General features: G+C 59.5%; 17 protein-coding genes. 3 read left to right on the top strand and 14 right to left on the bottom strand.

The genetic code is table 11. The annotated features are described in order from the left end of the window. Together OC445_RS21555 and sfnG are read left to right on the top strand one after the other, a co-directional pair. The coding region (locus tag OC445_RS21555) for a hypothetical protein (RefSeq protein WP_262020339.1) at positions 1-239 on the top strand (239 nt) is incomplete at its 5' end. Between the two features lie 24 nt (positions 240-263). Next, positions 264-1,388, top strand: a complete 1,125-nt coding sequence (gene sfnG, locus OC445_RS21550) for a dimethylsulfone monooxygenase SfnG (protein WP_054897460.1) — start codon at positions 264-266, stop codon at positions 1,386-1,388. A gap of 37 nt (positions 1,389-1,425) precedes the next feature. Here sfnG and map read toward each other — a convergent pair whose 3' ends face one another. Together map and OC445_RS21540 are read right to left on the bottom strand one after the other, a co-directional pair. Then, on the bottom strand, positions 1,426-2,196 hold the full coding sequence (map, locus tag OC445_RS21545; protein ID WP_054897459.1) for a type I methionyl aminopeptidase: 771 nt from the start codon (positions 2,194-2,196) through the stop codon (positions 1,426-1,428). Further along, complete coding sequence (locus OC445_RS21540; protein WP_003190946.1) at positions 2,196-2,396, bottom strand: ParD-like family protein; 201 nt, start codon at positions 2,394-2,396, stop codon at positions 2,196-2,198. The genes map and OC445_RS21540 overlap by 1 nt, the downstream gene beginning before the upstream one ends. A gap of 369 nt (positions 2,397-2,765) precedes the next feature. Here OC445_RS21540 and OC445_RS21535 point away from each other — a divergent pair, with 369 nt between their 5' ends. Beyond that, positions 2,766-3,035 carry a DUF1652 domain-containing protein gene (locus OC445_RS21535; protein WP_034127656.1) on the top strand — a complete coding sequence of 90 codons (270 nt, stop codon included), beginning with the start codon at positions 2,766-2,768 and terminating at the stop codon, positions 3,033-3,035. 70 nt (positions 3,036-3,105) lie between these two features. Here the strand turns inward: OC445_RS21535 and OC445_RS21530 are convergent, their stop codons facing one another. From OC445_RS21530 to OC445_RS21475, 12 genes are all read right to left on the bottom strand, one after another. After that, complete coding sequence (locus OC445_RS21530) at positions 3,106-5,706, bottom strand: autotransporter outer membrane beta-barrel domain-containing protein (RefSeq protein WP_198791052.1); 2,601 nt, start codon at positions 5,704-5,706, stop codon at positions 3,106-3,108. Between the two features lie 143 nt (positions 5,707-5,849). Next, entirely contained in the window at positions 5,850-6,788 is a 939-nt protein-coding gene (locus OC445_RS21525; protein WP_198791051.1) for a carbohydrate kinase family protein, read from the bottom strand. Positions 6,789-6,800: 12 nt separating this feature from the next. Further along, on the bottom strand, positions 6,801-8,282 hold the full coding sequence (xylB, locus tag OC445_RS21520; RefSeq protein WP_262020338.1) for a xylulokinase: 1,482 nt from the start codon (positions 8,280-8,282) through the stop codon (positions 6,801-6,803). Between the two features lie 138 nt (positions 8,283-8,420). Next, entirely contained in the window at positions 8,421-9,902 is a 1,482-nt protein-coding gene (locus OC445_RS21515) for a mannitol dehydrogenase family protein (protein WP_198791049.1), read from the bottom strand. Positions 9,903-9,920: 18 nt separating this feature from the next. Next, on the bottom strand, positions 9,921-11,024 hold the full coding sequence (locus OC445_RS21510) for an ABC transporter ATP-binding protein (protein ID WP_072447853.1): 1,104 nt from the start codon (positions 11,022-11,024) through the stop codon (positions 9,921-9,923). A 22-nt stretch (positions 11,025-11,046) separates the two neighbouring features. Continuing rightward, the gene (locus tag OC445_RS21505) at positions 11,047-11,877 is read right to left on the bottom strand and encodes a carbohydrate ABC transporter permease (RefSeq protein ID WP_005788583.1); all 831 of its coding nucleotides are present in this window, start codon (positions 11,875-11,877) and stop codon (positions 11,047-11,049) included. 10 nt (positions 11,878-11,887) lie between these two features. Next, positions 11,888-12,778, bottom strand: a complete 891-nt coding sequence (locus OC445_RS21500) for a carbohydrate ABC transporter permease (RefSeq protein WP_034127650.1) — start codon at positions 12,776-12,778, stop codon at positions 11,888-11,890. Between the two features lie 176 nt (positions 12,779-12,954). After that, positions 12,955-14,277: an ABC transporter substrate-binding protein gene (locus tag OC445_RS21495; protein ID WP_054897451.1), complete on the bottom strand. Its 1,323-nt coding sequence runs from the start codon at positions 14,275-14,277 to the stop codon at positions 12,955-12,957. A gap of 434 nt (positions 14,278-14,711) precedes the next feature. Then, on the bottom strand, positions 14,712-15,146 hold the full coding sequence (locus OC445_RS21490) for a hypothetical protein (RefSeq protein ID WP_198791046.1): 435 nt from the start codon (positions 15,144-15,146) through the stop codon (positions 14,712-14,714). A 146-nt stretch (positions 15,147-15,292) separates the two neighbouring features. Continuing rightward, positions 15,293-19,651 carry a dermonecrotic toxin domain-containing protein gene (locus OC445_RS21485; protein ID WP_262020337.1) on the bottom strand — a complete coding sequence of 1,453 codons (4,359 nt, stop codon included), beginning with the start codon at positions 19,649-19,651 and terminating at the stop codon, positions 15,293-15,295. A 163-nt stretch (positions 19,652-19,814) separates the two neighbouring features. Next, a complete protein-coding gene (locus OC445_RS21480; protein ID WP_034127646.1) occupies positions 19,815-20,744 on the bottom strand; it encodes an AraC family transcriptional regulator in 930 nt (309 codons plus the stop codon). 72 nt (positions 20,745-20,816) lie between these two features. Continuing rightward, complete coding sequence (locus tag OC445_RS21475; RefSeq protein ID WP_181125110.1) at positions 20,817-22,106, bottom strand: glycosyltransferase; 1,290 nt, start codon at positions 22,104-22,106, stop codon at positions 20,817-20,819. Positions 22,107-22,195: the final 89 nt, after the last annotated feature.

The raw sequence follows: 22,195 nt of genomic DNA, 5'->3' as shown, positions 1-22,195 counted from the left end.
GTGGTTTAACGGGGCGCTTAAGATCAAAAGCAGATCAAGAGCAAGATCAAGAGCGACTCGCTTCGCATCGTGGTTACGCTTGGTGCTGGTCGCAACTGTTGCTCCAGCAACAGCAGATCCACAAACTGCTGCGATCCCAGACACTGGCAAGCCATCGCTTCAATCCCCCTTTTTTCCGCAACCCCCAGGCTACGGGCATTTGCCTGCCCCTGGCACGCTTGCTGCGTAAGCCCTTGTAAATCCCCTGTACGAGGTACCGTCCGATGAGTCAGCAAGCCGTGAAATTTGCCTATTGGGTGCCCAACGTCAGCGGTGGGTTGGTCGTCAGCAAGATTGAACAACGCACCCACTGGGGTATTGATTACAACCGCAAACTGGCGCAACTGGCGGAGGCGGCGGGCTTTGAATATGGCTTGACGCAAATTCGCTTCACCGCAGGCTACGGCGCCGAGAACCAGCATGAGTCTGTGGCGTTCAGCCATGCGTTGCTGGCGGCGACCACCACCCTCAAGGTCATCGCGGCGATCCTGCCCGGGCCGTGGCAACCGGCGTTGGCGGCCAAGCAATTGGCGACCATCGACCAACTGACCAATGGCCGTATTGCGGTGAATATCGTCAGTGGCTGGTTCAAGGGCGAGTTCCAGGCCATTGGCGAACATTGGTTGGAGCATGATGAGCGCTATCGGCGTTCCGAAGAGTTTATCCGTGCTCTCAAAGGCATCTGGACCCAGGACGATTTCACCTTCAAGGGCGATTTCTATCGGTTCAACCAATACACCCTCAAGCCCAAACCCCTGGGCCAGCCGGAAATCTTCCAGGGTGGCAGTTCGCGGGCGGCTCGGGACATGGCGGCGCGGGTGTCGGATTGGTATTTCACCAATGGCAACACGCCTGAAGGGGTCAAGGCCCAGGTCGATGATATCCGTGCCAAGGCCGCTGCCAACCAGCATTCGGTGAAGGTGGGCGTGAACGCCTTCGTGATCGCCCGCGACACGGAGGAGGAGGCACGGGCGGTGCTGGCGCAGATTATCGACCAAGCCGACCCGGAGGCGGTCAACGCCTTTGGTGACGCGGCCAGGCAAGCGGGCAAGGCGTCGCCGGAGGGTGAGGGGAACTGGGCCAAGTCCAGCTTTGAGGACCTGGTGCAATACAACGATGGCTTCAAGACCAACCTTATCGGCACCCCGCAGCAGATCGCCGAGCGCATCGTGGCACTCAAGGCCGTGGGTGTGGACTTGGTGCTGGCAGGCTTTCTGCACTTCCAGGAAGAAGTGGAGTATTTCGGCAAACGCGTATTGCCGCTGGTGCGCGAGCTTGAAGCCAAGGCCACTGTAGGAGCGAGCTCGCTCGCGAAAAACGTCAACGAAGAAGTGGGTAGCCTGGTTTAACGCGCAGTCCTTGAGGCCTTCGCGAGCAAGCTCGCTCCTACAGGGTGTGAAGGTTTTGAGTGGCTTGCAAGGTCAACACCTCAAACCCGTCCGCCGTCACCGCCACGGTATGTTCCCATTGCGCCGAGAGGCTGTTGTCCTTGGTGACCACCGTCCAGCCGTCTTTCAGGCTGCGGGTTTTGGCGCTGCCCTGGTTAAGCATCGGTTCGATGGTAAACACCATGCCTTCGCGCAGTTCCAGGCCGGTGCCAGGCCGGCCGAAGTGCAGAATTTGCGGTTCTTCGTGCATTTGTCGGCCGATGCCGTGGCCGCAGTATTCGCGCACCACGCTGTAGCCGTTGGCTTGCGCATGGCTCTGGATGGCATGGCCGATATCGCCCAGGCGCGCCCCGGGCTTGACCTGGCGTATACCGGCCCACATCGCCTCGAAGGTCATGTCCACCAGGCGCCTGGCCTTGGGCGTCACGTTGCCGATCATGTACATCTTGCTGGAGTCGGCAATGAAGCCGCCTTTTTCCAGGGTGATGTCGATGTTGATGATGTCGCCGTCCTTGAGCAATTGCTTGGCGCTGGGCATGCCGTGGCACACCACTTCGTTGATCGAGGTGTTGATGCAGAAGGGGTAGTCGTACTGCCCAAGGCTGGCAGGGCGGGCCTTGAGGTCATTGCGGATGAAGGCTTCGACGGCGCTGTCCAGCTCCAGGGTAGAGCGGCCGGCGGCGACGAAGCCGTCGAGCATGTCGAAGACTTGCGCCAACAGGCGCCCGGCTTCACGCATTACGACCAACTGTGCGGGAGTCTTGATCATCAGCTGCGCCCTCGGATCAGGTCGGGTTTGTCCAGCAACAGCTTGTTGATCAGCTCGTTGTAGGGCAGGTGCGGGTTGAGTTCGGCGAGCAGGCCGATCTTGATCCAGAACTCGGCCTGGGCGTTGATGGAGCGGTCCATGGCGGCGCTGGCCAGGCGCAGTTGTTCGTGCAGCTGATCGGTGATCTTGACGATGCCCATAAGGTTCACTGTGGTTAATTGATATACGAATCGTATATGTTTCGTATGTTTATCGCAAACCGCCTTCGGCGGAACGGTGATGGGTTGATTGGTTGCGATATGTTGCCGAAAAAAGGATTTCCACATAAACGCCGGTCCCCACGCTGCGGGTTAAACGTTTAATCGATGTAGTTCGACGATGATGCCAAGCAGGTTGTTTTCTTTAATATGAGCAAGCGGCTTGCTTATGAGGAAAGGTTACAACCATCACAGTTTTTGCCGAGTAGGCTTACTGATTGAAAGCGTCTTCCAGGGTTGGCAAGACGTGGCAGGCAAGTGCCTGTCGGATACATATAACTGTTGGCAGTCTCAAAAAAGGAGAGGTTAGCCATGCTTTCAGAACTAGAGCTTCGCAGCATCATTGAAGGGAGTTTCCTGCCTAAACGGTGCGAATGCACCAAAGCCGAAGATGCCTCGTTGACGATCAAGGTCTACGACGACCGCGACCGGGACCGGGTGGATTTGGAAGTCAAAGGTATACACCCTGACAAGCTCGACAGCAGTCGAGCGATTTGCAACCTGATCACCGGGTTGCGTGAGGACCTCAAGCAAAGCCACGCACCGGTACTGCAACGAGCCGGCGCGCGCGGTTATCACTAGCGGATGCTGGAGTGTAAGTTGATCCCATGGGCCTGGTAGTTGCCAGGCCCAATGTTGACATCCTTCCTGTTTACCAGCGCACTCTTACGCCGAGATTGCCACTGACACCCTCAAAGTTGTTGTCGTCCAGTTGGGTGCCATAGTTACCCTCCATATAAACGCTGAACGCGGATGACAATTGAGCCACAACACCGACACCAATATCAGCCGTGGAAGACTTGTGATCGCTCTTGATCCGGTCCACCTCGTCGAACGTCACCGTGTCGCTACCGCCGAAGGTGTGCCAGACATTCGCCCGTAGGTACGGCTCCACGGGTGTGTTGCTGACCAGATAGCGGCCCTTGAGGCGTGCGCCGATGCGGCCGGTCCAATACTCCTGGGAGTCGAAAGAGACCTTGGAAATGCCATCGTGCTGACTGTCCAGATCGATCTTCTGGCCGATGACTTGGGCCTGAGGTTCCATCTCCCAATGCTCGGACAGCCTGAACGGGTAGCCGGCCTCGGCGGATAACGCCAAGGCGTGGCCCTTGGTATCCATCTTCACCCCTCGGTCGGACTTGTTGTCGCCATCCAGGCGGGTACCCATGGCCACCAGGTCGACGTACCAGCCGGTCAGATCGGTGAGTGTCCAGTAAGCGCCGAAGTTGTCGCCGTCGAGTTTGACCCGCCCGGAGCGATGGTTCTGCCAGCCCATTGCAAAGCCCTTCACGTCGCCGCGCAGGCGGCTCTGGCCGATAAAGAGGCCAAGGCGTTGCGTCTGCCCGCCGCTGGTTTCGGCGGCGTAAAGGTCATGGCCAACCTGATAGCCCTTGACCGTGCCGTCAAAACTCGGCGCCACGGTGCCCGACCAGCTTTTGTTGAAATCACTGCCATAGGCGCGGACCCAACCTGCCGGCACTGCACCGGTCTCGGTCAGCAGGCTTTGCTCGCCCTGGCGTTCATGGAAGGTGCCCAGAGCCTGCAACGTCATCAGTTGCGCAGCGGGGATGTCTACGGAGTAGACCGGAACTTCCAGGCGATACAGTGGAATCGGCGCGGCACCTGCCACGGCGGTAGGAAGCACAGGGTTACTCGCCGCCGATTGCGGCGACGTGGCCGCGGCGACTTGGCTGGGCGGTGGCGCGGTAGGCTCGATCGGGGGCTGCGGTTGCGCAGTGGGCGGTTCCACGGAGGGTTCATCCGAATCCACTACAGGGGGAGTGGCGGGGACCGGCGGCACCGGCACCACCACGGGCGGTGTCGGCGGTACGGGTGGGACCGCGGGCGGTTGCACGGCCACCACCGAGGAACGAAGGAACCAGCTGTTTTCTGTATTGGCGGTGGTGCCGCCCTTGAACAGCAGGTATTCATAAGCTCCGGCGGAGACCGAGCCCTTCAAGGCGAATGCATCGTTGGTGCTGACGGCGCCGTTGAGTGCCTGGACCACTTCGATACCGTTGTTCTGGGTCAGCCCGCCGATACCGCCGAGGTTGCTGACGCTCAATTGGGTGTGACCGCTGATGTTGCCGTCGGACACTACCAGCTTGTCGGTGGCAGAGTTTTCGTCGCCCAATACGGTCTGCAGGTGCAACTGGCCGTTGTTGCCCACGTAGTTGCCATGCACCGTCAATACGCTGGTCGCGCTGTTGTCGGTGGTCATGTCGACAGTGCCGGCGTTGTTGAGCGTCGCCAGTTGTCCGGCGGTGTAGGGGCGGATGCTGCCTTGGGTCACGGCCAGGGCACTGCTGCCGTCGATGTTGAACGTGCCGGTATTGCTGCCACTGTCACCGAGGAAAAAATCCCCGGCCAGGTCCAGGCGTGAGTGGTTGGTGAGGTTGACGGTCTCCCAGCCGATATAGCGGGCCGCGGTGCTGGATGTCGTTGTGTCGAAGGTCAATTGATCGTTGCCCAGGCCACCATCGACGGAGGGTGTGGTGGCCAGCAGGCTTTCATTCAAGCCGCGCAGCAGGGCGGTGTCGTCACCATCGCCCATCAACACCGAGGACTTGATCTGCCCACCGTCAAGCCACCGGAAAGTGTCGTTGCCGACGCTGGCACGGATCTCACCACTGATCACGCCGCCACTCACGGTAATGCTGTCGTCACCACCGCTGGTGCTGATATTGCCGCCGATGCTGCCAGCGGAAATGATGATGGTGTCAGTATCAAAACCGGTGACCAGGTTGCCCAGGATGGCGCCTCCGGACATGTCATAGAGGTTCTTGTCCAGCTTCATATTCACTCGGCCAATGGTGCCACCGCTCTGGTAGGCCACATCGCCGTCCTCAAAGGCATCGACGATGGTGCCTCCCTCCATCCTGAAGGTGTCGAGCCCATCGCCCTGGAACAGCGCCTGTATTTGCCCACCGAGCATGACGAAGTCATCGATGCCAGCCCCTTGTTGCACCGCGCCGGTGATCTGCCCGGACTCTATGCGCACCGTATCCACGCCAGGGCCAAAGGTGACATTACCGTTGATGGTGCCGGTGCCGCCTGGGGGGAGGGTCAGATGGTTATCCCCGGAAAGGTCGGTAAGGCCGGGACTGCTGCCGCTGTCGCACGTATAGGTATCGTTACCGGTTCCCGGGGTGAGAACGCAGGCGGCATGAGAGGGTTGAGGGATCATGTACTGCAGTGAGATGAGGCCGACAGCTAAAACGGCCCGGGTCGAGAAACCACTGGGCTTTTGCATGGGTGTGTCCTGGGTTTGTTGTAATAACTGCTCCTGTTTTTGGGTTTAGCACAGTTTTCCAGTAGCGCAATTTTTTATGCATGGCGCGCAGGCCACGGAATACGTGGCCTGCGTGATGGCACTTTGAGTTTTGGCCGCTCAGCTCAAGCCAGTTGGTGACGATAGGGCAGGTCTGGGCCGGTCTTGCCGCAGGTCAGTGCGGCAGCCCGAATCGCGAAGCCCAGCATGGCGTCGATCTGCTCGCGACTGAGCCTTTGCAGCCCGTCAACCGAATCCAACTGCTGTTCCGTGAGCCACGCAATCAGCGCCGCCTGGAAGGTATCACCAGCGCCCACCGTATCGGCCATCACCACCTTGACCGCAGGTTGCGACCAGGTGCCATGTTGGCGGCTGAACACCGATGCACCGTCGCCACCACGGGTGAGGAACACCAGTTGGCAGCGGTGGTGTAGCCAACCTTGCAGCACGCTTTCCGGTGTCTGGTCGGGGTAGAGCAGGTGAAGGTCTTCGTCGCTGACCTTGATCAGGTCGGCGTGTTGCACCAGCTCTGCGACGCGTGCGCGCCACAGGTGAATATCGGGCTGCGGGTTAAGGCGCACGTTGGGGTCGAGGCTGATCAAGCGCTTGCCGCTTTCACGCTTGACCAGGCTGAGCAGTGTGTCACCAATCGGTTGCACCACCAGCGAAAACGAGCCCACATGCAGCCCGCGAATCTCGTCGCCCAAAGGTGGCAAGTGGGTCAGTTGCAATTGCCGGTCGGCGCACCCTTCGCCGCGAAAGCTGTACTGCGGCGAGCCATTGGCGCCCACGGCTACCATCGCCAGGGTGGTCGGCGCGTCGAACTCAACCAGAAAGCGTTCGCTGATACCTTCGTCTTTCAGTACTTGCTGCAAGCGCCGTCCAAGGTAATCGGTGGACAGGCCGGCGAAGAACCCCGACTCGATCCCCAGGCGGCGCAAACCCACCGCGACGTTGAACGGCGAGCCACCGGCAATCGCCTTGTAATTGAGCTTGGCGGCCTGCCCGCTGGCATCCTCCTCGCTGAAGAAATCAAACAGCGCTTCACCACACACCAGATACATAGTTGCTCGCTCTTAAAGGGTTGCCACGTGCTGTTGATAACGCTGATACGCCTGTTGATAGGCACTGACATTGGCGGCCACGGGTAAGGTGCGGCTGGCCGGGTCAATGCTCACGCATTTGTCGCACAGGCTGGCCAGCGGTTCGCCGCTCTGGCACCACGCCGCCTGGATCGCCGCGCCCAGGGCGGCAGCCTCGCTCTGTTCGGTACACACCACTTCGGTGTGCATGATATCGGCGACCATCTGCCGCCACAGCGGGCTTTTCGAGCCGCCACCGATCAGGCGGATGCTCTGGCTTTGCAGGCCGGTCTGGCGCAGCAGGTCCAGGCCATAACGCAGGCCGAAGGTGGTGCCTTCGACCACCGCGCGGCACAGGTTGGCGCGGGTCAGGTTGGTCATGGTCAGGCCCTGCAGGCTGCCGGTGGCGTGGGGCAGGGCGGGTACGCGTTCGCCGTTGAGGAACGGCAGCATGCTCACGCCATCGGCGCCGATGGGTGCCTGTTCGACCAGGGCGTTGAAGGTGTCGAGGTCCAGTTCGAACAGCTCGCGAATCACCCCGGTGGCGTTAGTCAGATTCATGGTGCAGATCAGCGGCAGCCAACCGCCGCTGGAGGAGCAGAAGGTCGCCACCGAGGCTTGGGGGCTGACGTTTGGCTGGTCGGCAAAGGCATACACGGTGCCCGACGAGCCCAGGCTCATGGTGATCACGCCGGGGGCGATATTGCCGGTGCCAATGGCGCCCATCATATTGTCACCGCCACCACTGGACACCACCGCGTCGGGGTTGATGCCCAGGCGCTCGGCAATGGCCGGGAGGATCGTGCCCACCGCTTGGTCGGCCTCGATCAGTGTCGGCAAAGCGGCTTGCAGGCGGCCACTGGGGTCGATGTGCTGGAGCAACGCCACATCCCATTCCCGGCGGCGCACGTTGAAGTAACCGGTACCCGACGCATCGCCATACTCGGCGCAGGCGCGGCCGGTGAGCCAGTAGTTGAGGTAGTCGTGGGGCAGCAGGATATGGGCAATGCGCGCGAAAACGTCCGGGTGCTGCTCGCGGGTCCAGAGCAGCTTGGACACCGTGTAGCCTGGTGCGATGGCCACGCCCAGGCGCTCCAGAGAGCCGCGTTCGCCACCCAGATGCTGCAGCAGCCGGTCGTTCTCCGGCGTGGTTTCGGTGTCGCACCACAGCTTGGTCGGGCGCAGCACTTGGCCATGATCATCCAGCAACACCAGGCCGTGTTGCTGGCCGGATACGCCGATGCCGAGGATGTCCTGGCCATCCACGCCGGCCTGTTGCAGGGCGCGATGGGTGGCAGCGGTGAAGGCGTCCAGCCATTCCTGGGTGTGTTGTTCACGACGGCCATTGGCGCCGCTGATCAAGGTGTGCGCCGCGGCGCCCAGGCCCAGCACCTTGCCGCTGGACGCATCGAGGACGATGGCCTTGGTGCCCTGGGTGCCGCAGTCGATGCCGAGGTAGAGGTTTTGCTGGGTCATGATGGAGTGCTCAGCAGTCTTATTGTTGGATTGAAAATACGGTCAATGTGGGAGCTGGCTTGCCTGCGATAGCGGTCTGGCAGTCACCGCAGGGTTGACTGGACCACCGCTCTCGCAGGCAAGCCAGCTCCCACATGTTTAATCCGGTTTGTTCAGGAGGTTTTGCAGTGTGGCGGTGACGCCTTTGTCGCGCAGGCTTTCATAGCAACGCTGGAACGCTGCCACAAACGCCGCCGACTTGGGAATAGCCGTGCCAAAAATCTCTTCCACCCCCAGCAACCGCTGGCTGATCAGCGCGTCATCGCTCACCAGCTCCTGGCAGAACGCTGCCCGTGGGTCCGGGATGCTGTAGTGCGCGCCGTTTTCATCCACGCCTTTCAAATACAGCGCCCAGGCCGCCACCACCAGGGCGGCACGGTCCGTGTCGCGGCCGTCGGCAATCAGGCGGTTGATGGTCGGCACGGTGAACTTGGGAAACTTCGATGAACCATCGGAGCATACGCGCTCCAACTGGTCGGCAATCGCCTGGTTGGAAAAGCGATCCACCAGGGTCTGCTTGTATTCGGTCAGGTCGATACCAGGTACCGGCGCCAGGTTCGGCGTGACGTCCAGGTCCATGTAGGCGCGCATATACGCCACGAACAGGGGGGCGTTCATGGTCTCGTGAACGAACCGGTAGCCCTTGAGGAACCCCAGGTACGTGAGGGCCAGGTGGCTGCCGTTGAGCAGGCCGATCTTCATTTCTTCATAAGGCGTGACGTCATCGGTGAACTGCACGCCGACCTTTTCCCAGGCCGGGCGGCCGTTGACGAATTTGTCTTCCAGCACCCACTGCACAAACGGCTCGCACACCACCGGCCAGGCATCGTCGATCCCGTGCTGGTCGTGCAGTTGCAGGCGGTGGGCGGTGCTGGTCATTGGCGTGATGCGGTCAACCATGGCATTCGGGAAGCTCACGTTGGCCTTGATCCAGTCATGCAGGCCCGCGTCGTGCAGGGCGGCGAAGGCCAGCAAGGCCTTGCGGGTGACGGCGCCGTTGTGAGGCAGGTTATCGCAGGACATCACCGTAAAGGCCGGGGTGCCAGCTGCGCGGCGCTGGGTGAGCGCAGCGCAGATAAAGCCGAACACGGTTTTCGGTGCCCTCGGGTGCGCCAGGTCATGCTGGATCTGCGGCAGGTGGGCCATGAACTCGCCGTTGCTGTCATCGATGCAGTAGCCGCCTTCGGTGATGGTCAGCGAGACGATGCGGATCTGGGGGCTGGCAAGTTTATCGATGAGCGCCTGGGCGCCGTCTTCGGCCAGCAGCATGTCGCTGATCGAGCCGATCACGCGCACTTGCGTGTCGTCGGTGTCGCCCAGTTCATACAGGGTGAACAAATAATCCTGGCCGGCCAGGTCATCGCGGGCCTTGCGGTCTTCACTGCGCAGGCCGACGCCGCAGATGCCCCAATCCAGGTCCTCGCCGGTGTTCATCAGGGCATCGGTGTAGAACGCCTGGTGCGCACGGTGGAAACCGCCGACGCCAATGTGCGCGATGCCCTGGCGGATATCGGCAAGCGCGTAGGTCGGCACCTGCACTTCGGGCGCCAGTTGGGTGAGGTTGGCTTTATTCAATTTCATCTGGAAATACTCACGGAATCAGGCGGCAGCGCGCAGTGGACGGGCCACGGCTACGCCATCGGTGTCGAACAGATGGCAGTGCGCCGGGTCCAGGTGCAACTGCAGCGTTTCGCCGTATTGGCTGGCCATGTCGCCACGGATACGCATGGTCAGCGGTTCGCCGTTGCGGGTGATGACGTGGCAGAAGGTGTCGCTGCCCAGGCGCTCGCCAACGTCAGCGGTCACGGTCAGGGTGGTTTGCCCTGGCGCGGCGATTTCCAGATGTTCCGGGCGAATGCCCAGGGTTACCGCGCTGCCCACGCTCAGGGTGGCGCCGCTCAACGGCAGGCTGATCAGGGTGCCGGCGTCCAGTTGCACCTCGCAGCCTTGGCTGTCGACGCGGATGACCTGGCCCTTGAGGAAACCCATCTTCGGCGTGCCGAGAAAACCGGCCACAAACAGGTTGGCTGGCTGGTGGTACAGCTCCAGCGGCGAGCCGACCTGTTCGATGCGCCCACTGTTGAGCACCACCACCTTGTCGGCCAGGGTCATGGCTTCGACCTGGTCGTGGGTCACGTAGATCATGGTCGCTTGCAGTTCTTTATGCAGGCGCGCCAGCTCCAGGCGCATCTGCACGCGCAGTGCGGCGTCGAGGTTGGACAGCGGTTCGTCGAACAGGAAGATCTTCGGGTTACGCACAATCGCTCGGCCAATCGCCACGCGCTGGCGCTGGCCACCCGAGAGTTGCTTGGGCTTGCGCTCCAGCAAAGGCCCCAGCTCAAGGATGCGTGCCGCTTCGCTGACTTTGCTCTCGACCAGCTTCTTGTCGACACCCGCCAGGTCCAGGGCAAACGACATGTTCTTGCGCACGCTCATGTGCGGGTACAGCGCGTAGGTCTGGAACACCATGGCCAGGTCGCGCTTGGCCGGGGTGACTTCGGTGATGTCGCGGCCATCGAGTTCGATGGTGCCGTCGCTGACCTCTTCCAGGCCGGCGATCAGGCGCAGCAGGGTGGATTTGCCACAGCCCGACGGGCCGACGAACACCACGAATTCCTTGTCGTTCACTTCCAGGTCGATGCCCTTGATGATGGAAAAACCTTCGAAGCCTTTTTGCAGATTCTTGATTTTCAGGTTGGCCATGATGGGCCTCCTTTTCGAATTATTATTTGACGGCGCCAAAGGACAAACCGCGTACCAACTGCTTCTGGCTGATCCAGCCAAAGATCAGGATCGGCGCGCAGGCCAGGGTCGAGACGGCGGACAGCTTGGCCCAGAACAAGCCTTCGGGGCTGGAGTAGGAGGCGATCAAGGCGGTCAACGGCGCGGCGCTGGAGGAGGTCAGGTTCAGCGACCAGAACGCCTCGTTCCAGCACAGGATCAACGACAGCAGTACCGTGGACGCCAGGCCACCCTTGGCGATTGGCAGCAGCACGCGCACCATTTCCTGCCACAGGGTGGCGCCGTCCAGGCGGGCGGCTTCGAGGATGTCCTTGGGGATGTCCTTGAAGTAGGTGTACACCATCCACACCACAATCGGCAGGTTGATCAGGGTGTAGATGATGATCAGCGCAATGCGCGTATCCAACAGGCCAAAGCTCTTGGCCAGCAGGTAGATCGGCATCAGTACGCCCACCGGCGGCAGCATCTTGGTGGACAGCATCCACAGCAGCGTGCCCTTGGTGCGCTGGGTTTCGTAGAACGCCATGGAGTAGGCGGCCGGTACCGAAATCAGCAGGCACAGGGCGGTGGCGCTGAACGAAATCACCACCGAGTTCCAGGCGTAGGCAAAGTAGTTGCTGCGCTCGTTGATGTGCAGGTAGTTCTCCAGCGTCGGCGTGAAGATGAACTGCGGCGGCGTGGCGAACGCGTCGATTTCGGTCTTGAAACTGGTCAGCACCATCCAGAAGATCGGGAAGAAAATCAGGATCGCAATGGCCCAGGCCAGCGTGCCGAGCAACAGGCTTTGCAGGCGGCGGGATTGTTGAAGCGTCATGGCGCGGCCCTCAAGGCTTGTCAGTCAGGTTTTTGCCGATCATCCGCACCAGGATGATCGCCGCGATATTGGCGATGACCACGGCAATCAAGCCGCCGGCCGAGGCCATGCCCACGTCGAACTGCACCAGCGCCTGGTTGTAGATCAGGTAGGCGAGGTTGGTCGAGGCGTAGCCGGGGCCACCGTTGGTGGTGGTGAAGATTTCGGCGAACACCGAGAGCAGGAAGATGGTTTCGATCATCACCACCACGGCAATCGGGCGGGCCAGGTGGGGCAGGGTCAGGTGCCAGAAAATAGCAATGGCGCCGGCACCGTCCAGGCGTGCCGCTTCCTTTTGCTCTTGGTCTAGCGACTGCATCGCGGTCATCAGCAGCAGGATCGCAAAGGGCAGCCATTGCCACGACACAATGATGATGATCGACAGCAGCGGGTAATGCGCCAGCCAGTCCACCGGTTCGGCGCCGAAGAACTTCCACACGGCGGCGAGAATCCCCGACACCGGGTGGAAAATCAGGTTCTTCCAGATCAACGCGCCGACGGTGGGCATGATGAAGAACGGCGAAATCAGCATCACCCTCACGATGCCGCGCCCCAGGAACTCACTGGCCTCCAGCAACGCACTGATCAACACGCCGAACACCACGCTGATCAGCAATACGCTGCCTACCAGCAATAGGGTATTGGTGGCGCCAGGCAGGAACCCCGAGTCGGTGATGAAGTAGCTGAAGTTTTCCAGCCCCACGAACTGGTTTTCGCCGGGGTAGAGCAGGTTGTAGCGGATCAGCGAAAAGTACAGGGTCATGCCCAGCGGCACGATCATCCACAGCAGCAGCAAGGCCACCGAGGGGCTGACGAGAAACCAGCCGGGGTTGGCCAGGCGGTTTTTTGGAGGTGTATTCATGGTGATCAGAACCAGTCAGATGCCTACAGAATCTGCGTCGGAGCGCGGTCACTGTGGGAGCTGGCTTGCCTGCGATGGCGTTACCTCGGTGTTACGGATAGACCGAGTTGTTTGCATCGCAGGCAAGCCAGCGCCCACAAAAGCCCTGCTCCTGTATTTGCGGGGGTGAAGCTGGGTTACTTGGGGTAACCAGCCCGCTTCATTTCCCGCTCGGTGGTGGTCTGCGCGGCGGTCAATGCAGCCTCGACGGTCTGCTGACCGGTCAGCGCACCCGAGAAGAACTTGCCCACCTGGGTACCAATCGCCTGGAATTCCGGAATGGTCACCAACTGGATACCGATATACGGCACCGGTTTCTCGGTCGGCTTGGTGGGGTCGGCCACTTTCAGCGATTCCAGCGTCACCTTGGCGAACGGTGCGGCCTTCATGTACTCCTCGCTGTAGGTCGAGGTGCGTGTGCCCGGTGGTACGTTGGCGATGCCATCGGTCTTGGCCACAAGTTGGCCGTATTCCTTGGAGGTGGCCCAACTGGTGAATACCTTGGCGGCATCCTTGGCTTTGGAGCTGGTCGGGATCGCCAGGCTCCAGGAATACAGCCATGACGTGCCCTTGTCGGTCTTCTCGTGGGGCGCAAACGTGAAGCCCACATGCTCGGCGACCTTGCTCTGGCTCTTGTCGGTAACAAACGAGCCCGCCACGCTGGCATCCACCCAGATCGCGCACTTGCCGCTGTTGAACAGTGCCAGGTTCTCGTTGAAGCCGTTGCTGGAAGCACCCGGCGGGCCGGATTTCTTCATGTTGTCGACGTAGAAGTTCAGCGCGTTCTTCCACTCGGGGCCGTTGAATTCCGGCTGCCACTTCTCATCGAACCAGCGCGCGCCGAAGCCGTTGGCCAGTGTGGTGATCAGCGCCATGTTCTCACCCCAACCGGCTTTGCCGCGCAGGCACAGGCCATATTGCTCTTTGGACTTGTCGGTGAGCTTGGCGGCGAATTCGCCGATCTGGCTCCAGGTCGGGTGCTCAGGCATGCTCAGCCCGGCGTCCTTGAACAGGTCGGTGCGGTAATAGGTGATCGAGCTTTCGGCGTAGAACGGCAGGGCGTACAGCGAGCCCTTGACGGACAAACCGTCACGCACCGAAGGGAACACGTCATCAAGGTCATAGGAAGCCGGCAGGTCTTTCATCGGCTCCAGCCAACCCTTGGCGCCCCACAGTGCGGCTTCGTACATGCCGATGGTCAATACATCGAACTGCCCGCCCTGGGTAGCGATGTCGGTAGTCAGCCGTTGGCGCAACACGTTTTCTTCGAGCACCACCCAGTTCAGCTTGATCTCCGGGTGCTCGGCCTCGAAGGTTTTCGAGAGCTTCTGCATGCGGATCATGTCGCTGTTGTTGACGGTGGCAATGGTCAGGGTTTGCGCGCCAAGGCTGACGGCGCTGAGGGTCATGCATGCAGTCATGCAAGAACAGGCAAGCAGGGTTTTTACTGTGAACTTCATCGCGCACTCCATTTCCGCGCCCAGGGGGCTACAGAAGGACGGTTATTGTTGTTGTGTCTTCCTACAAGGAGTCAGGAAGAGTGTGCGTTGATTACAGCCTTCAAAAGCGGCGGTGACAAATCCTTGGGAGCACTGGGACTGATACTTTTTTGCACTGAGAATCTTCGAGCGCGGATCAGGCGCCCGAAGAGGGGTAATGCCTATTTGCTATTTATAGGCACTCCCCAGCCAAGCGGCTGACGATGTATCCGATACAAAGCCTTCCAGCACAGGCCCATAACCTGCCTGTGCTTTCGCGTCATAGGCATACCAGCTACCGTTCTGGCGTACCGCATTGAGTTTGACCGGCTCGTTGGCTCCGGAGCGCAGAATGCCTTGCGCCATATTGGCCTGCTGAGCAAATTGCTCGCCAAGTTTGCGTGGTGAACAGACCGTCAGGGGTGTATGGGTGCTTTAGTGGTTTTTTTTCGAACGGGCCCCAGCACGCTGATGCTCTCGATCACCATTTTCCGGTTGGAGTCAAATTTGAAGCTTACCCACACTTCGCCGGTCGCCGTGGACCTGATGTAGAACCGATAAAGGCTTGGCTTTTCGACTGATATGTCGTTGAGCCGTCCTGTTCCTTCCGGATGAGCGACGATGAGTGTTTCACCGGCTTGTTCGCCGCGCAGCCTGATGACCACTTCAACGTCGGCGGCCCCGGTCAGCGCTTTGCCCCAGTCTCTATTGACCGATGTCGAGAACCAGCGACTTTGTTTGTCGTAATTGTCGATATGTATCTGGCCTTCGCCGGTCCAGCCGAAGGTCTCTCCGGGTATTTCAAAGCGGCTGAACTCATTGATTGCACGAGGGGTGGCTGTTTTCTTCATGACGGGGCTCCAATGGACTATTCACAGAGCCAGAGTTCACAATCGCCGTGATCCAGGGAACTGTCACATCTACCAGTTCAGACGGGTGGGCGCTTGCTCAAGCCAGGCTCTGCTCAGTCAACGGGTGCGCCGCCCTGCGCGCGGGCTCATAACCTCAAAGCTCGCGAGCTGGCGGAGGCGGGGGGAGTAAAGATTTTCCACTCATGGTCATGGGGTCGACGTGGGTTGGGGAGCTTTTCCAAAATCCAATACCTGTCCTTCATGACTTCGAACTGTGTGACAGTACCGACGGGGGCCTTCACGGGAACGTTCAAGCGTTTGGATAACTCTTCAGCGAAACCTGTACTGCCGGATTTACTACTGATCATTCTGATTTGGGTAGCGCTGGTTTTTTCCAGCATGGGCGCGATCAGTCCAACGAACGCTTCGGGTGAATAAGACTGCGCATTTTTCAATTCGCTTTTGAAGGTCACTCCACCTTTGTCGCCATGCCCAATGATGTTTAATCGGATTTCATTACTGCCCGCTGGTCGATCCAGGAAGTACTCATACTGGCCGTCTTCAGAGGGGGTAAAGGCAATACTGTTTTTAATTTTTTCAGGCTCGGGTAGATCCTTGAAATCCTTGTACTCACCCAGGGCGTTGAGTTCTTTCGAGGGGCTTTGAATTTCGGCAGGGGCCGCACTTGTTCGTTTCTTGGACGAGCCGAAGCGCTTGGGCCGGTAATCGACTTCGATCTCCTCCCAAATAGGTTTTTTAATAGTGCCCCAGTTAACATTTACTTTTTTGCCACTCTGTTTTTCCACGTGGGTAAATATATCAACGTCTTTCAGTTGTTTGTTTAACTCCATCTCTGCCAATTCGATAATGTCGGCTTTAGAAAATCTTGGGTACTTTGCCTTGTATTTTGCAAGGGCAGTTTTGTAGATATCCTCAGGGTCTATGCCCGTACCAGATGTGTAACTCACGTCCACTGGGCCTTCATAACCTTTGACCGGCACGCCAGTCAGCGCGTGCAGTTGTGATGCCAGCGAGTTATCACCGCCCTTGGCGGAGTAACAGACCAGCAAACGCACTTCCGGGTAATTCCTGATGTCAATGCCACGGGCGAAAAGCTCATTATTGATGTCTTCAGCCGTAAAGACTTTGTCATTCTCCCCGACAATCAGCGCTCCTTGCTCACCTTCAGGCTTGGCCGCGTGACCGATGATATTCAAGCGTTTAACTTCCTCACCTTTACGATTGTAAGTATCTACATTGGTCTGGATCTCACCGTCCACAGGTGTGATCTTTTCCAGCGGGCCTCCCATTCGAAAGCGTTGTGGCGGCGGGGTAAGGCGTGCATCGCCGTCGATCAATACGCTGGTGTTGGTTGCCGACCTGTTTGAGGTGACGGCTGAAGGCTCCGACAATGAGCGCTCCTTGAACTGGGCGAGCAACGTCGTCAGGTTGACCAGCAGGTCCGTCAGGGCCGCCTCTTTATTTTGCGCGTCATCATCGAGCAGGACGCCCAGGTCATTGATTATGCCTTGGGACTGCATCATCAAGCCGAGCATGGCACCGGGCCCGCGCAATACTGGCAGGACAGAATTGAGCAACAGGAAACCGCCTTCCTTGAGGCTCGCCCAGCGGCTTTGTGCGTCGGCTGTCGATTGCTGTCCGGCCAAGGTGATCAAGCTGCGGGCGTTGGCTTCGTACAGGTGGTTCATCAATGTTCCCGCCTGCAGCGTCTGTTGCAGGCGGGTATCCATGGCCAAGGGAATAGTTTTGTTCATCGGGACAGAGCCCAGGTTTAAACCGAATATCACCAGGTTTGGATGTTTGAAACCGTTGCCACTGTAGGTGTTGCGGGTCTGTTCGTCAGGCAACCAGGCGAGGATGTCATTTTGCAGCTTGCCTTTGTTCTGTATGGCTTCCAGCAGCGCCTGGCGGGTTGGAAACTGCATCAACGACGCATCGCCCATCAGGGGGCGGTACAGGATGTGCGGGCCGTTCGTGCTGTCCTTGGGTTCGATCAGATAGGCGCCTTCGACCACATCGGTTTTCCCATTGGCCCGGTTATCGAACGCCAGCGGTCGGATCACGATTTCCTGGCCATCAACGATCCTGGGGCCAGGGCCTGGCTTGAATAGCTCCTGAACGTAGCGAAAACCTGTGGTGTTGAAACCGGACTCTGCCTTGATGCTCAGTTCCAGCGCCTTGAACTGCAGCTCCAGCGGTACCTGCTGAGCGAACAGTGCCTGGCGCCGGGCTTTTTCGGTTTGGTCCTCAAGCAGTTTTTTCCTCAGCAAGTCAGGGTAGGTTTTGCCGATATCAAGGTCGTCGACCAACTGCTTGAGTACGCCTTCTTTCTCTAGCTCCGGCACCCTGACTTTGAAGTCAGAGCCTTTATACTTGAGCCCTGTATTGTAAAAGACCTCAATCTGGCCGCTGGGTAATCCTGACAAGTTATTGAGGAGCATGTCTGTCAGGCTCATGGTCTGGCGGACGATTTCCCCGGCGGTACCCTGTGCCCCATAAGCGACTTTGAAGACCACCTCGAGTTTAGCCGCGGGGTGCGCCGTGAGTTTTTTGCTTCTGGGCAAAAAGTCGAATTGCTGCTGGGCGAACGTGTGGATGTCCTTGATATCGCTGTTGTAGCTGCGGCCTTCGTTCAGTTGGTTGAAACTGGCCAGTCCCAGGCTGAGTTCATGCATGATGAAACGCTCGGCCTCGCCTGCGTTGCTCATCCAGTCGGGCAGTGTGGGCGGCTCCTGCACCGAACTGTCCGGGCCACGTGGGGAGGCAGGGGAAATCAGACTGCTGCCGAGATGCCGATTGATGAGGACGTCGGCCTGGCCATCGAACAGATTGCCGGTCATCTCTTCCTTTGAACCGCCCAGGCTTTCGAGCTCATCCCAACTGTTGAAGGGAGTGATTTTGCCGTTGGGCTCCACCAGCAGCAGGATGTCGCGATTGGCTTGCGCCAGGTAGCGATGAACCACCATGTTCGGTGCGGAGTCGGCCAGGCTGTAGACGGTGGCGCCCGATGAGTTGGGGTCAAGTGGGGCGGGGCGCGTGGCGCCTTCGGGATGCCTCACGACCATGTCGATGGTCTTGCGCTGTTCATCATCCAGGCCGGATTGTTTAAGGCTGGCCAGTTGCAGGTTGCTTTTCAGAATGCGGCTGACCAACGTCCGGTGACTGCCGCTGAAAACGGCACCGGTATCAATGCCCGTGTTGAACGCAGGTTTGGCCCAGTACTCACGCAAATTTGCCTCATAGGCCTGGTTCAGTCGGTCCGGCAGCGCACCCATGACGCCGCTCAGAGCTGAAAAGTCGAGGTCTAGCGGAGTGTCGGCAGCGGTGCCTGTGCGTGCCAGTCGATCGGGACGCGTGTCAAACGCCCTGGCGGAATCGAGGAAGTCTGGGGCGTCACCGCCAGTCAGGTAGTCGAAGGCAAGTGCCATCAATTGTGTGCGCTTGGGTTTGGAGGGATTGTCCGGATCGGGCGTTTCAATGGCAATCTGGTTGATGTCGAAATCCAGCCCTGGAGAGGCTTCCTTCAGCCTGTCGCTTAGCACTCGAGCGACCACCGAGTAAACGTTGGGCTCACCGGCAAACTGGCGACGGGCAATATCTGCGACGGGGTCAGTGGTGGCGCTCGAGGTTCCGATCGGTGTGGTGGCCGGTTCTGCGCTGCCGGGCGGCGCCGGCGGCTGCACGACGTCCGGGCGTTGTGCCTGGGGGAACTTGCCAGGCTCAAGCATGACCTGCAGCGCAAGGTTCTGTATGGCTTCATCCCGCATATGCCTGACGTGCTGAACGTCCTGTCGGTGGGGCCGCGCAGCATTGCCTTCAGGAGCAAGTAGCGATGGGAATGTCTTGATATCCTGCAACACCCGGATTTGCTCGAGTGCCTCGGCCTTCGTCGTCGGAACCCTCATGGCGTAAAAAGCACCGACGGCATGGGTGGTGGCGGTGTGTTCGCCGATATACAGAATCGGGACGTTGTTCGTAGAGAGTTTGCGCACAACCTCGAAGACGTTGACAGCGGCTTCCTCGAAGCCATCGTCGTATTTGGAAAAACTGCTGCGTTTGCCGTTAATGGTGCCATCCAGAAATCCGGAAGGCGTTAGTTTCAGGTTTGAAAGGTTGATGTTGTTATTCTTCGCAAACGTCGCGAACGGCTCGTTTTTGAGTGCGTGCGTCAGCTGTGACCAAAGCTGCCCGAATGTTGAGTGAGTTGGAATGTCATGGACTGTGCCGAAGGAAGACGGCATGTAACGGCTGGTAGCGTGTACATTGACCTCCTCCATCAGGGCGGTGGCGAGTTTATCTGCCATGTCCGCGTCAGCCTGACTCACCAACGGCTCGGCTGTGTTTCGGCCTTCCAGGGTCACTACACCGGCCGATGGGCTGCGTGGGGTCCGAATCAAGCTGGTTTGCGCGTCCACTGTTGCAGGGGATGGAGGCAAATTTCGGGGCGGGGTGGGTAAGGGCGAGTACGTTGCAATAATGCTCATGGGGGCCTCATGGGTACGATAAGAAAGCGCGTGGTCGAGTTGTCTGGCAGCAACTGACTTGTAGCTTTTTGGTCATACACAGGGAGGCGTTCCGCCCCAGCTATTACGGGATGTGATCGGGACAGGCGTGAGAGCGTTCGCCAGATGGCCAGCTTGCGGTTTTTTAACTGAAGTGCGAGGTGTCTACAGGCATCAGGTTCTGCTCCGTCAACCGCTGCATCGCCAACCGCCGATAGTGGGAAGGGGTCATGCCCTTGAGTTGCTGAAAGCGCCGGTTGAAGTTGGAGATATTGTTGAAGCCGGACTCAAAGCACACATCCGTGACGGCCTTGTCACCGTCCGCGAGTAATTCGCAGGACTTGCTGATGCGCAGCCGGTTGACGAATTCGATAAAGGTGCGACCGGTCGCCTGCTTGAACACCCGCGAGAAGTAGGTCGGCTTCATCCCCAGGTATTGCGCCACTTCTTCCAGCGGCAGCTCGCGGGCGTAATGTGCAAAGATGTAATCCACTGCCCGGTTGGTGCGGTCTATGCTGTGCTCGTCGGCCAATTGCGGCGTGGTTACGCCGGACAGCAATTGGTAGTCCTCGCACACGCTCAACACGTCCAGCAAGATAAAAAACTGCCCCAGGCGCGCCATGCCCTTGGCGTCCTCGATGTGTTGCATCAAGGTCATGGCCTGGGTGATGGTTTTTTTGCAGCGAAATTCGATGCCGTACTGCGCGCGCTCCAGCAGCGGTGCGAGGTTCTTGAGTTCAGCAAAAATATGGCTGCCGCTCTCGAACAGGTCATCGGTGAAGTTCACCAGCATGTCACGCTTGGGCACCACTTCGTCTTCTTCCACCTGGCTGATCCAGTTATGGGGCAGGTTGGGGCCGGTGAGGAACAGGCTTTCGGGGTAGAAGTTGCCGATGTAGTCACCGATAAACACCTTGCCGGAGCTGGCGACGATCAGGTGCAGCTCGTATTCCTTGTGGAAGTGCCAGCGCACCAGCGGGCAGGGGAAGCCGTGTTGGCGATAGATGATGGACAGGCCGTTGTGGTCGTCCATTAACTCGTATGAAGGGTCGGTGATGCGCGTTGCTCGGGTCATGCTGCCGTCGCTTTATTGTGATCGCTGCGTAGGATAATGCCCCGTCACGCACGTCCTCGCCAGCAGCAGTGTTTACAGGGTGCGGTTTTTCGCCTCGATCCACTGGGACATGTATTGGGTACTTTTATGCGCGTGGTGGCGCAGCATGCTGCCGGTGAAGTTGTCCCGGCGATGGGCAGCGAGGTCGCGGCGACAGCGTTCCAGGCATTCCACCAAGGCGGCCCCGTGGATGTTCTGGTCATAGCGCCGGGCCAGCAGTTGGCGCCCGTGTTCCTGGGCCCGGGTCCAGCGCTCACGGTCCTGATAAAGGGCCACGGCAGCGGCAGCCAGGGCCGGCGCATCCTGTGCAATCACGCCGGGCCAGGGCTGGTCATCGCCCATGGCCTCGGCGCCGATTGGGGTCGTGACACTGGGCGTGCCGCACAGCATGGCGTCGACCAACTTGCCCTTGATGCCCGCGCCAAAGCGCAACGGTGCCAGGCAGATGCGCGCGGCGGTCATGACTTGCAGCGCATCTTCGGCCCAGTTCATTACATGGAAACCCTGGGCCTGATTGTGCAGGGCGGTGGCCTTGGGCGGGGTGTAGGCGCCGTAGATATGCAATTGGGCGCCTGGCAGTTGTTGGCGGATCAGTGGCCACAGGCGGTGCTTCATCCACAGCACCGCATCCCAATTGGGCGCGTGGCGGAAGTTACCGATGCTGAGGAAATGCGCACGGTCGTCAAAGGGCGCAAATGCGTCGGTGGGCGGTTGCAGCATCAAGGGGCACCAGTGGAGCAGGGCGGCAGGCACCTTGAACTGTTCGGTGAGCAGGCGGATTTCCACGTCGGAGATCATCAAGCTGATGTCACAGCGGTAAATGGCGGCGATTTCGCGTTTGGCCAGGTCGGTGTCGGCCATGCGTTGGAACTCGTCTTCCAGCGCCGGCGCGAACAGGGCGCTGAAGTCGTCGCTGTCGGGTTGGGCTTTCACCTGCTCTTTGAGCCGCTGGTGACGGGCGTCGCGCAGGCTTTGCAGGTCGGAGGTTTCCAGCACGCGCAGGGCGTCGGGGCAGCATTGTTCTACGCGCCAGCCGAATTGCTCCTCCATCATGAAACGGTCGAACAGCACGATATCCGGGGCCAGTTCGCGAATAAAGTCGTCGAAACTGCTGTTATTCAGTTCGATGGTGCGTTCGGCGATCCCGAGTGCCGGCAAGTCGGCCTTGTGCTCGCCAATGGTGGCCGGGCTGCTGAAGGTAATGTCCCAACCTTGCGTAAGAAAACTCTCAAGGATTTGCATCATATGCCCGCCCGCGGCCGAGGAGCGGGGCTCCGGCCAGACGTAACCAATGACCAGGACTTTGGTGACAGGCTGATTCATCGACGACGGTTTCCTTGAAGGGCGGGCGAAAAGCGCGCAATTAAACCACAACCTGACGACATGACAATTTGTGTCTGGCGGTAGGTAGC

It is taken from the genome of Pseudomonas sp. Pse35 (genome assembly GCF_024519715.1).
Lineage (GTDB): Bacteria > Pseudomonadota > Gammaproteobacteria > Pseudomonadales > Pseudomonadaceae > Aquipseudomonas > Aquipseudomonas paracarnis.
The sequence above is the reverse complement of the archived record's forward strand: the minus strand, read 5'-3'. Positions and strand labels throughout refer to the sequence as shown.

Coding starts and splice junctions, on each gene's coding strand:
- sfnG (WP_054897460.1), top strand. CDS start 264: ATGAGTCAGCAAGCCGTGAAATTTGCCTATTGGGTGCCCAACGTCAGC.
- map (WP_054897459.1), bottom strand. CDS start 2,196: ATGATCAAGACTCCCGCACAGTTGGTCGTAATGCGTGAAGCCGGGCGC.
- OC445_RS21540 (WP_003190946.1), bottom strand. CDS start 2,396: ATGGGCATCGTCAAGATCACCGATCAGCTGCACGAACAACTGCGCCTG.
- OC445_RS21535 (WP_034127656.1), top strand. CDS start 2,766: ATGCTTTCAGAACTAGAGCTTCGCAGCATCATTGAAGGGAGTTTCCTG.
- OC445_RS21530 (WP_198791052.1), bottom strand. CDS start 5,706: ATGCAAAAGCCCAGTGGTTTCTCGACCCGGGCCGTTTTAGCTGTCGGC.
- OC445_RS21525 (WP_198791051.1), bottom strand. CDS start 6,788: ATGTATCTGGTGTGTGGTGAAGCGCTGTTTGATTTCTTCAGCGAGGAG.
- xylB (WP_262020338.1), bottom strand. CDS start 8,282: ATGACCCAGCAAAACCTCTACCTCGGCATCGACTGCGGCACCCAGGGC.
- OC445_RS21515 (WP_198791049.1), bottom strand. CDS start 9,902: ATGAAATTGAATAAAGCCAACCTCACCCAACTGGCGCCCGAAGTGCAG.
- OC445_RS21510 (WP_072447853.1), bottom strand. CDS start 11,024: ATGGCCAACCTGAAAATCAAGAATCTGCAAAAAGGCTTCGAAGGTTTT.
- OC445_RS21505 (WP_005788583.1), bottom strand. CDS start 11,877: ATGACGCTTCAACAATCCCGCCGCCTGCAAAGCCTGTTGCTCGGCACG.
- OC445_RS21500 (WP_034127650.1), bottom strand. CDS start 12,778: ATGAATACACCTCCAAAAAACCGCCTGGCCAACCCCGGCTGGTTTCTC.
- OC445_RS21495 (WP_054897451.1), bottom strand. CDS start 14,277: ATGAAGTTCACAGTAAAAACCCTGCTTGCCTGTTCTTGCATGACTGCA.
- OC445_RS21490 (WP_198791046.1), bottom strand. CDS start 15,146: ATGAAGAAAACAGCCACCCCTCGTGCAATCAATGAGTTCAGCCGCTTT.
- OC445_RS21485 (WP_262020337.1), bottom strand. CDS start 19,651: ATGAGCATTATTGCAACGTACTCGCCCTTACCCACCCCGCCCCGAAAT.
- OC445_RS21480 (WP_034127646.1), bottom strand. CDS start 20,744: ATGACCCGAGCAACGCGCATCACCGACCCTTCATACGAGTTAATGGAC.
- OC445_RS21475 (WP_181125110.1), bottom strand. CDS start 22,106: ATGAATCAGCCTGTCACCAAAGTCCTGGTCATTGGTTACGTCTGGCCG.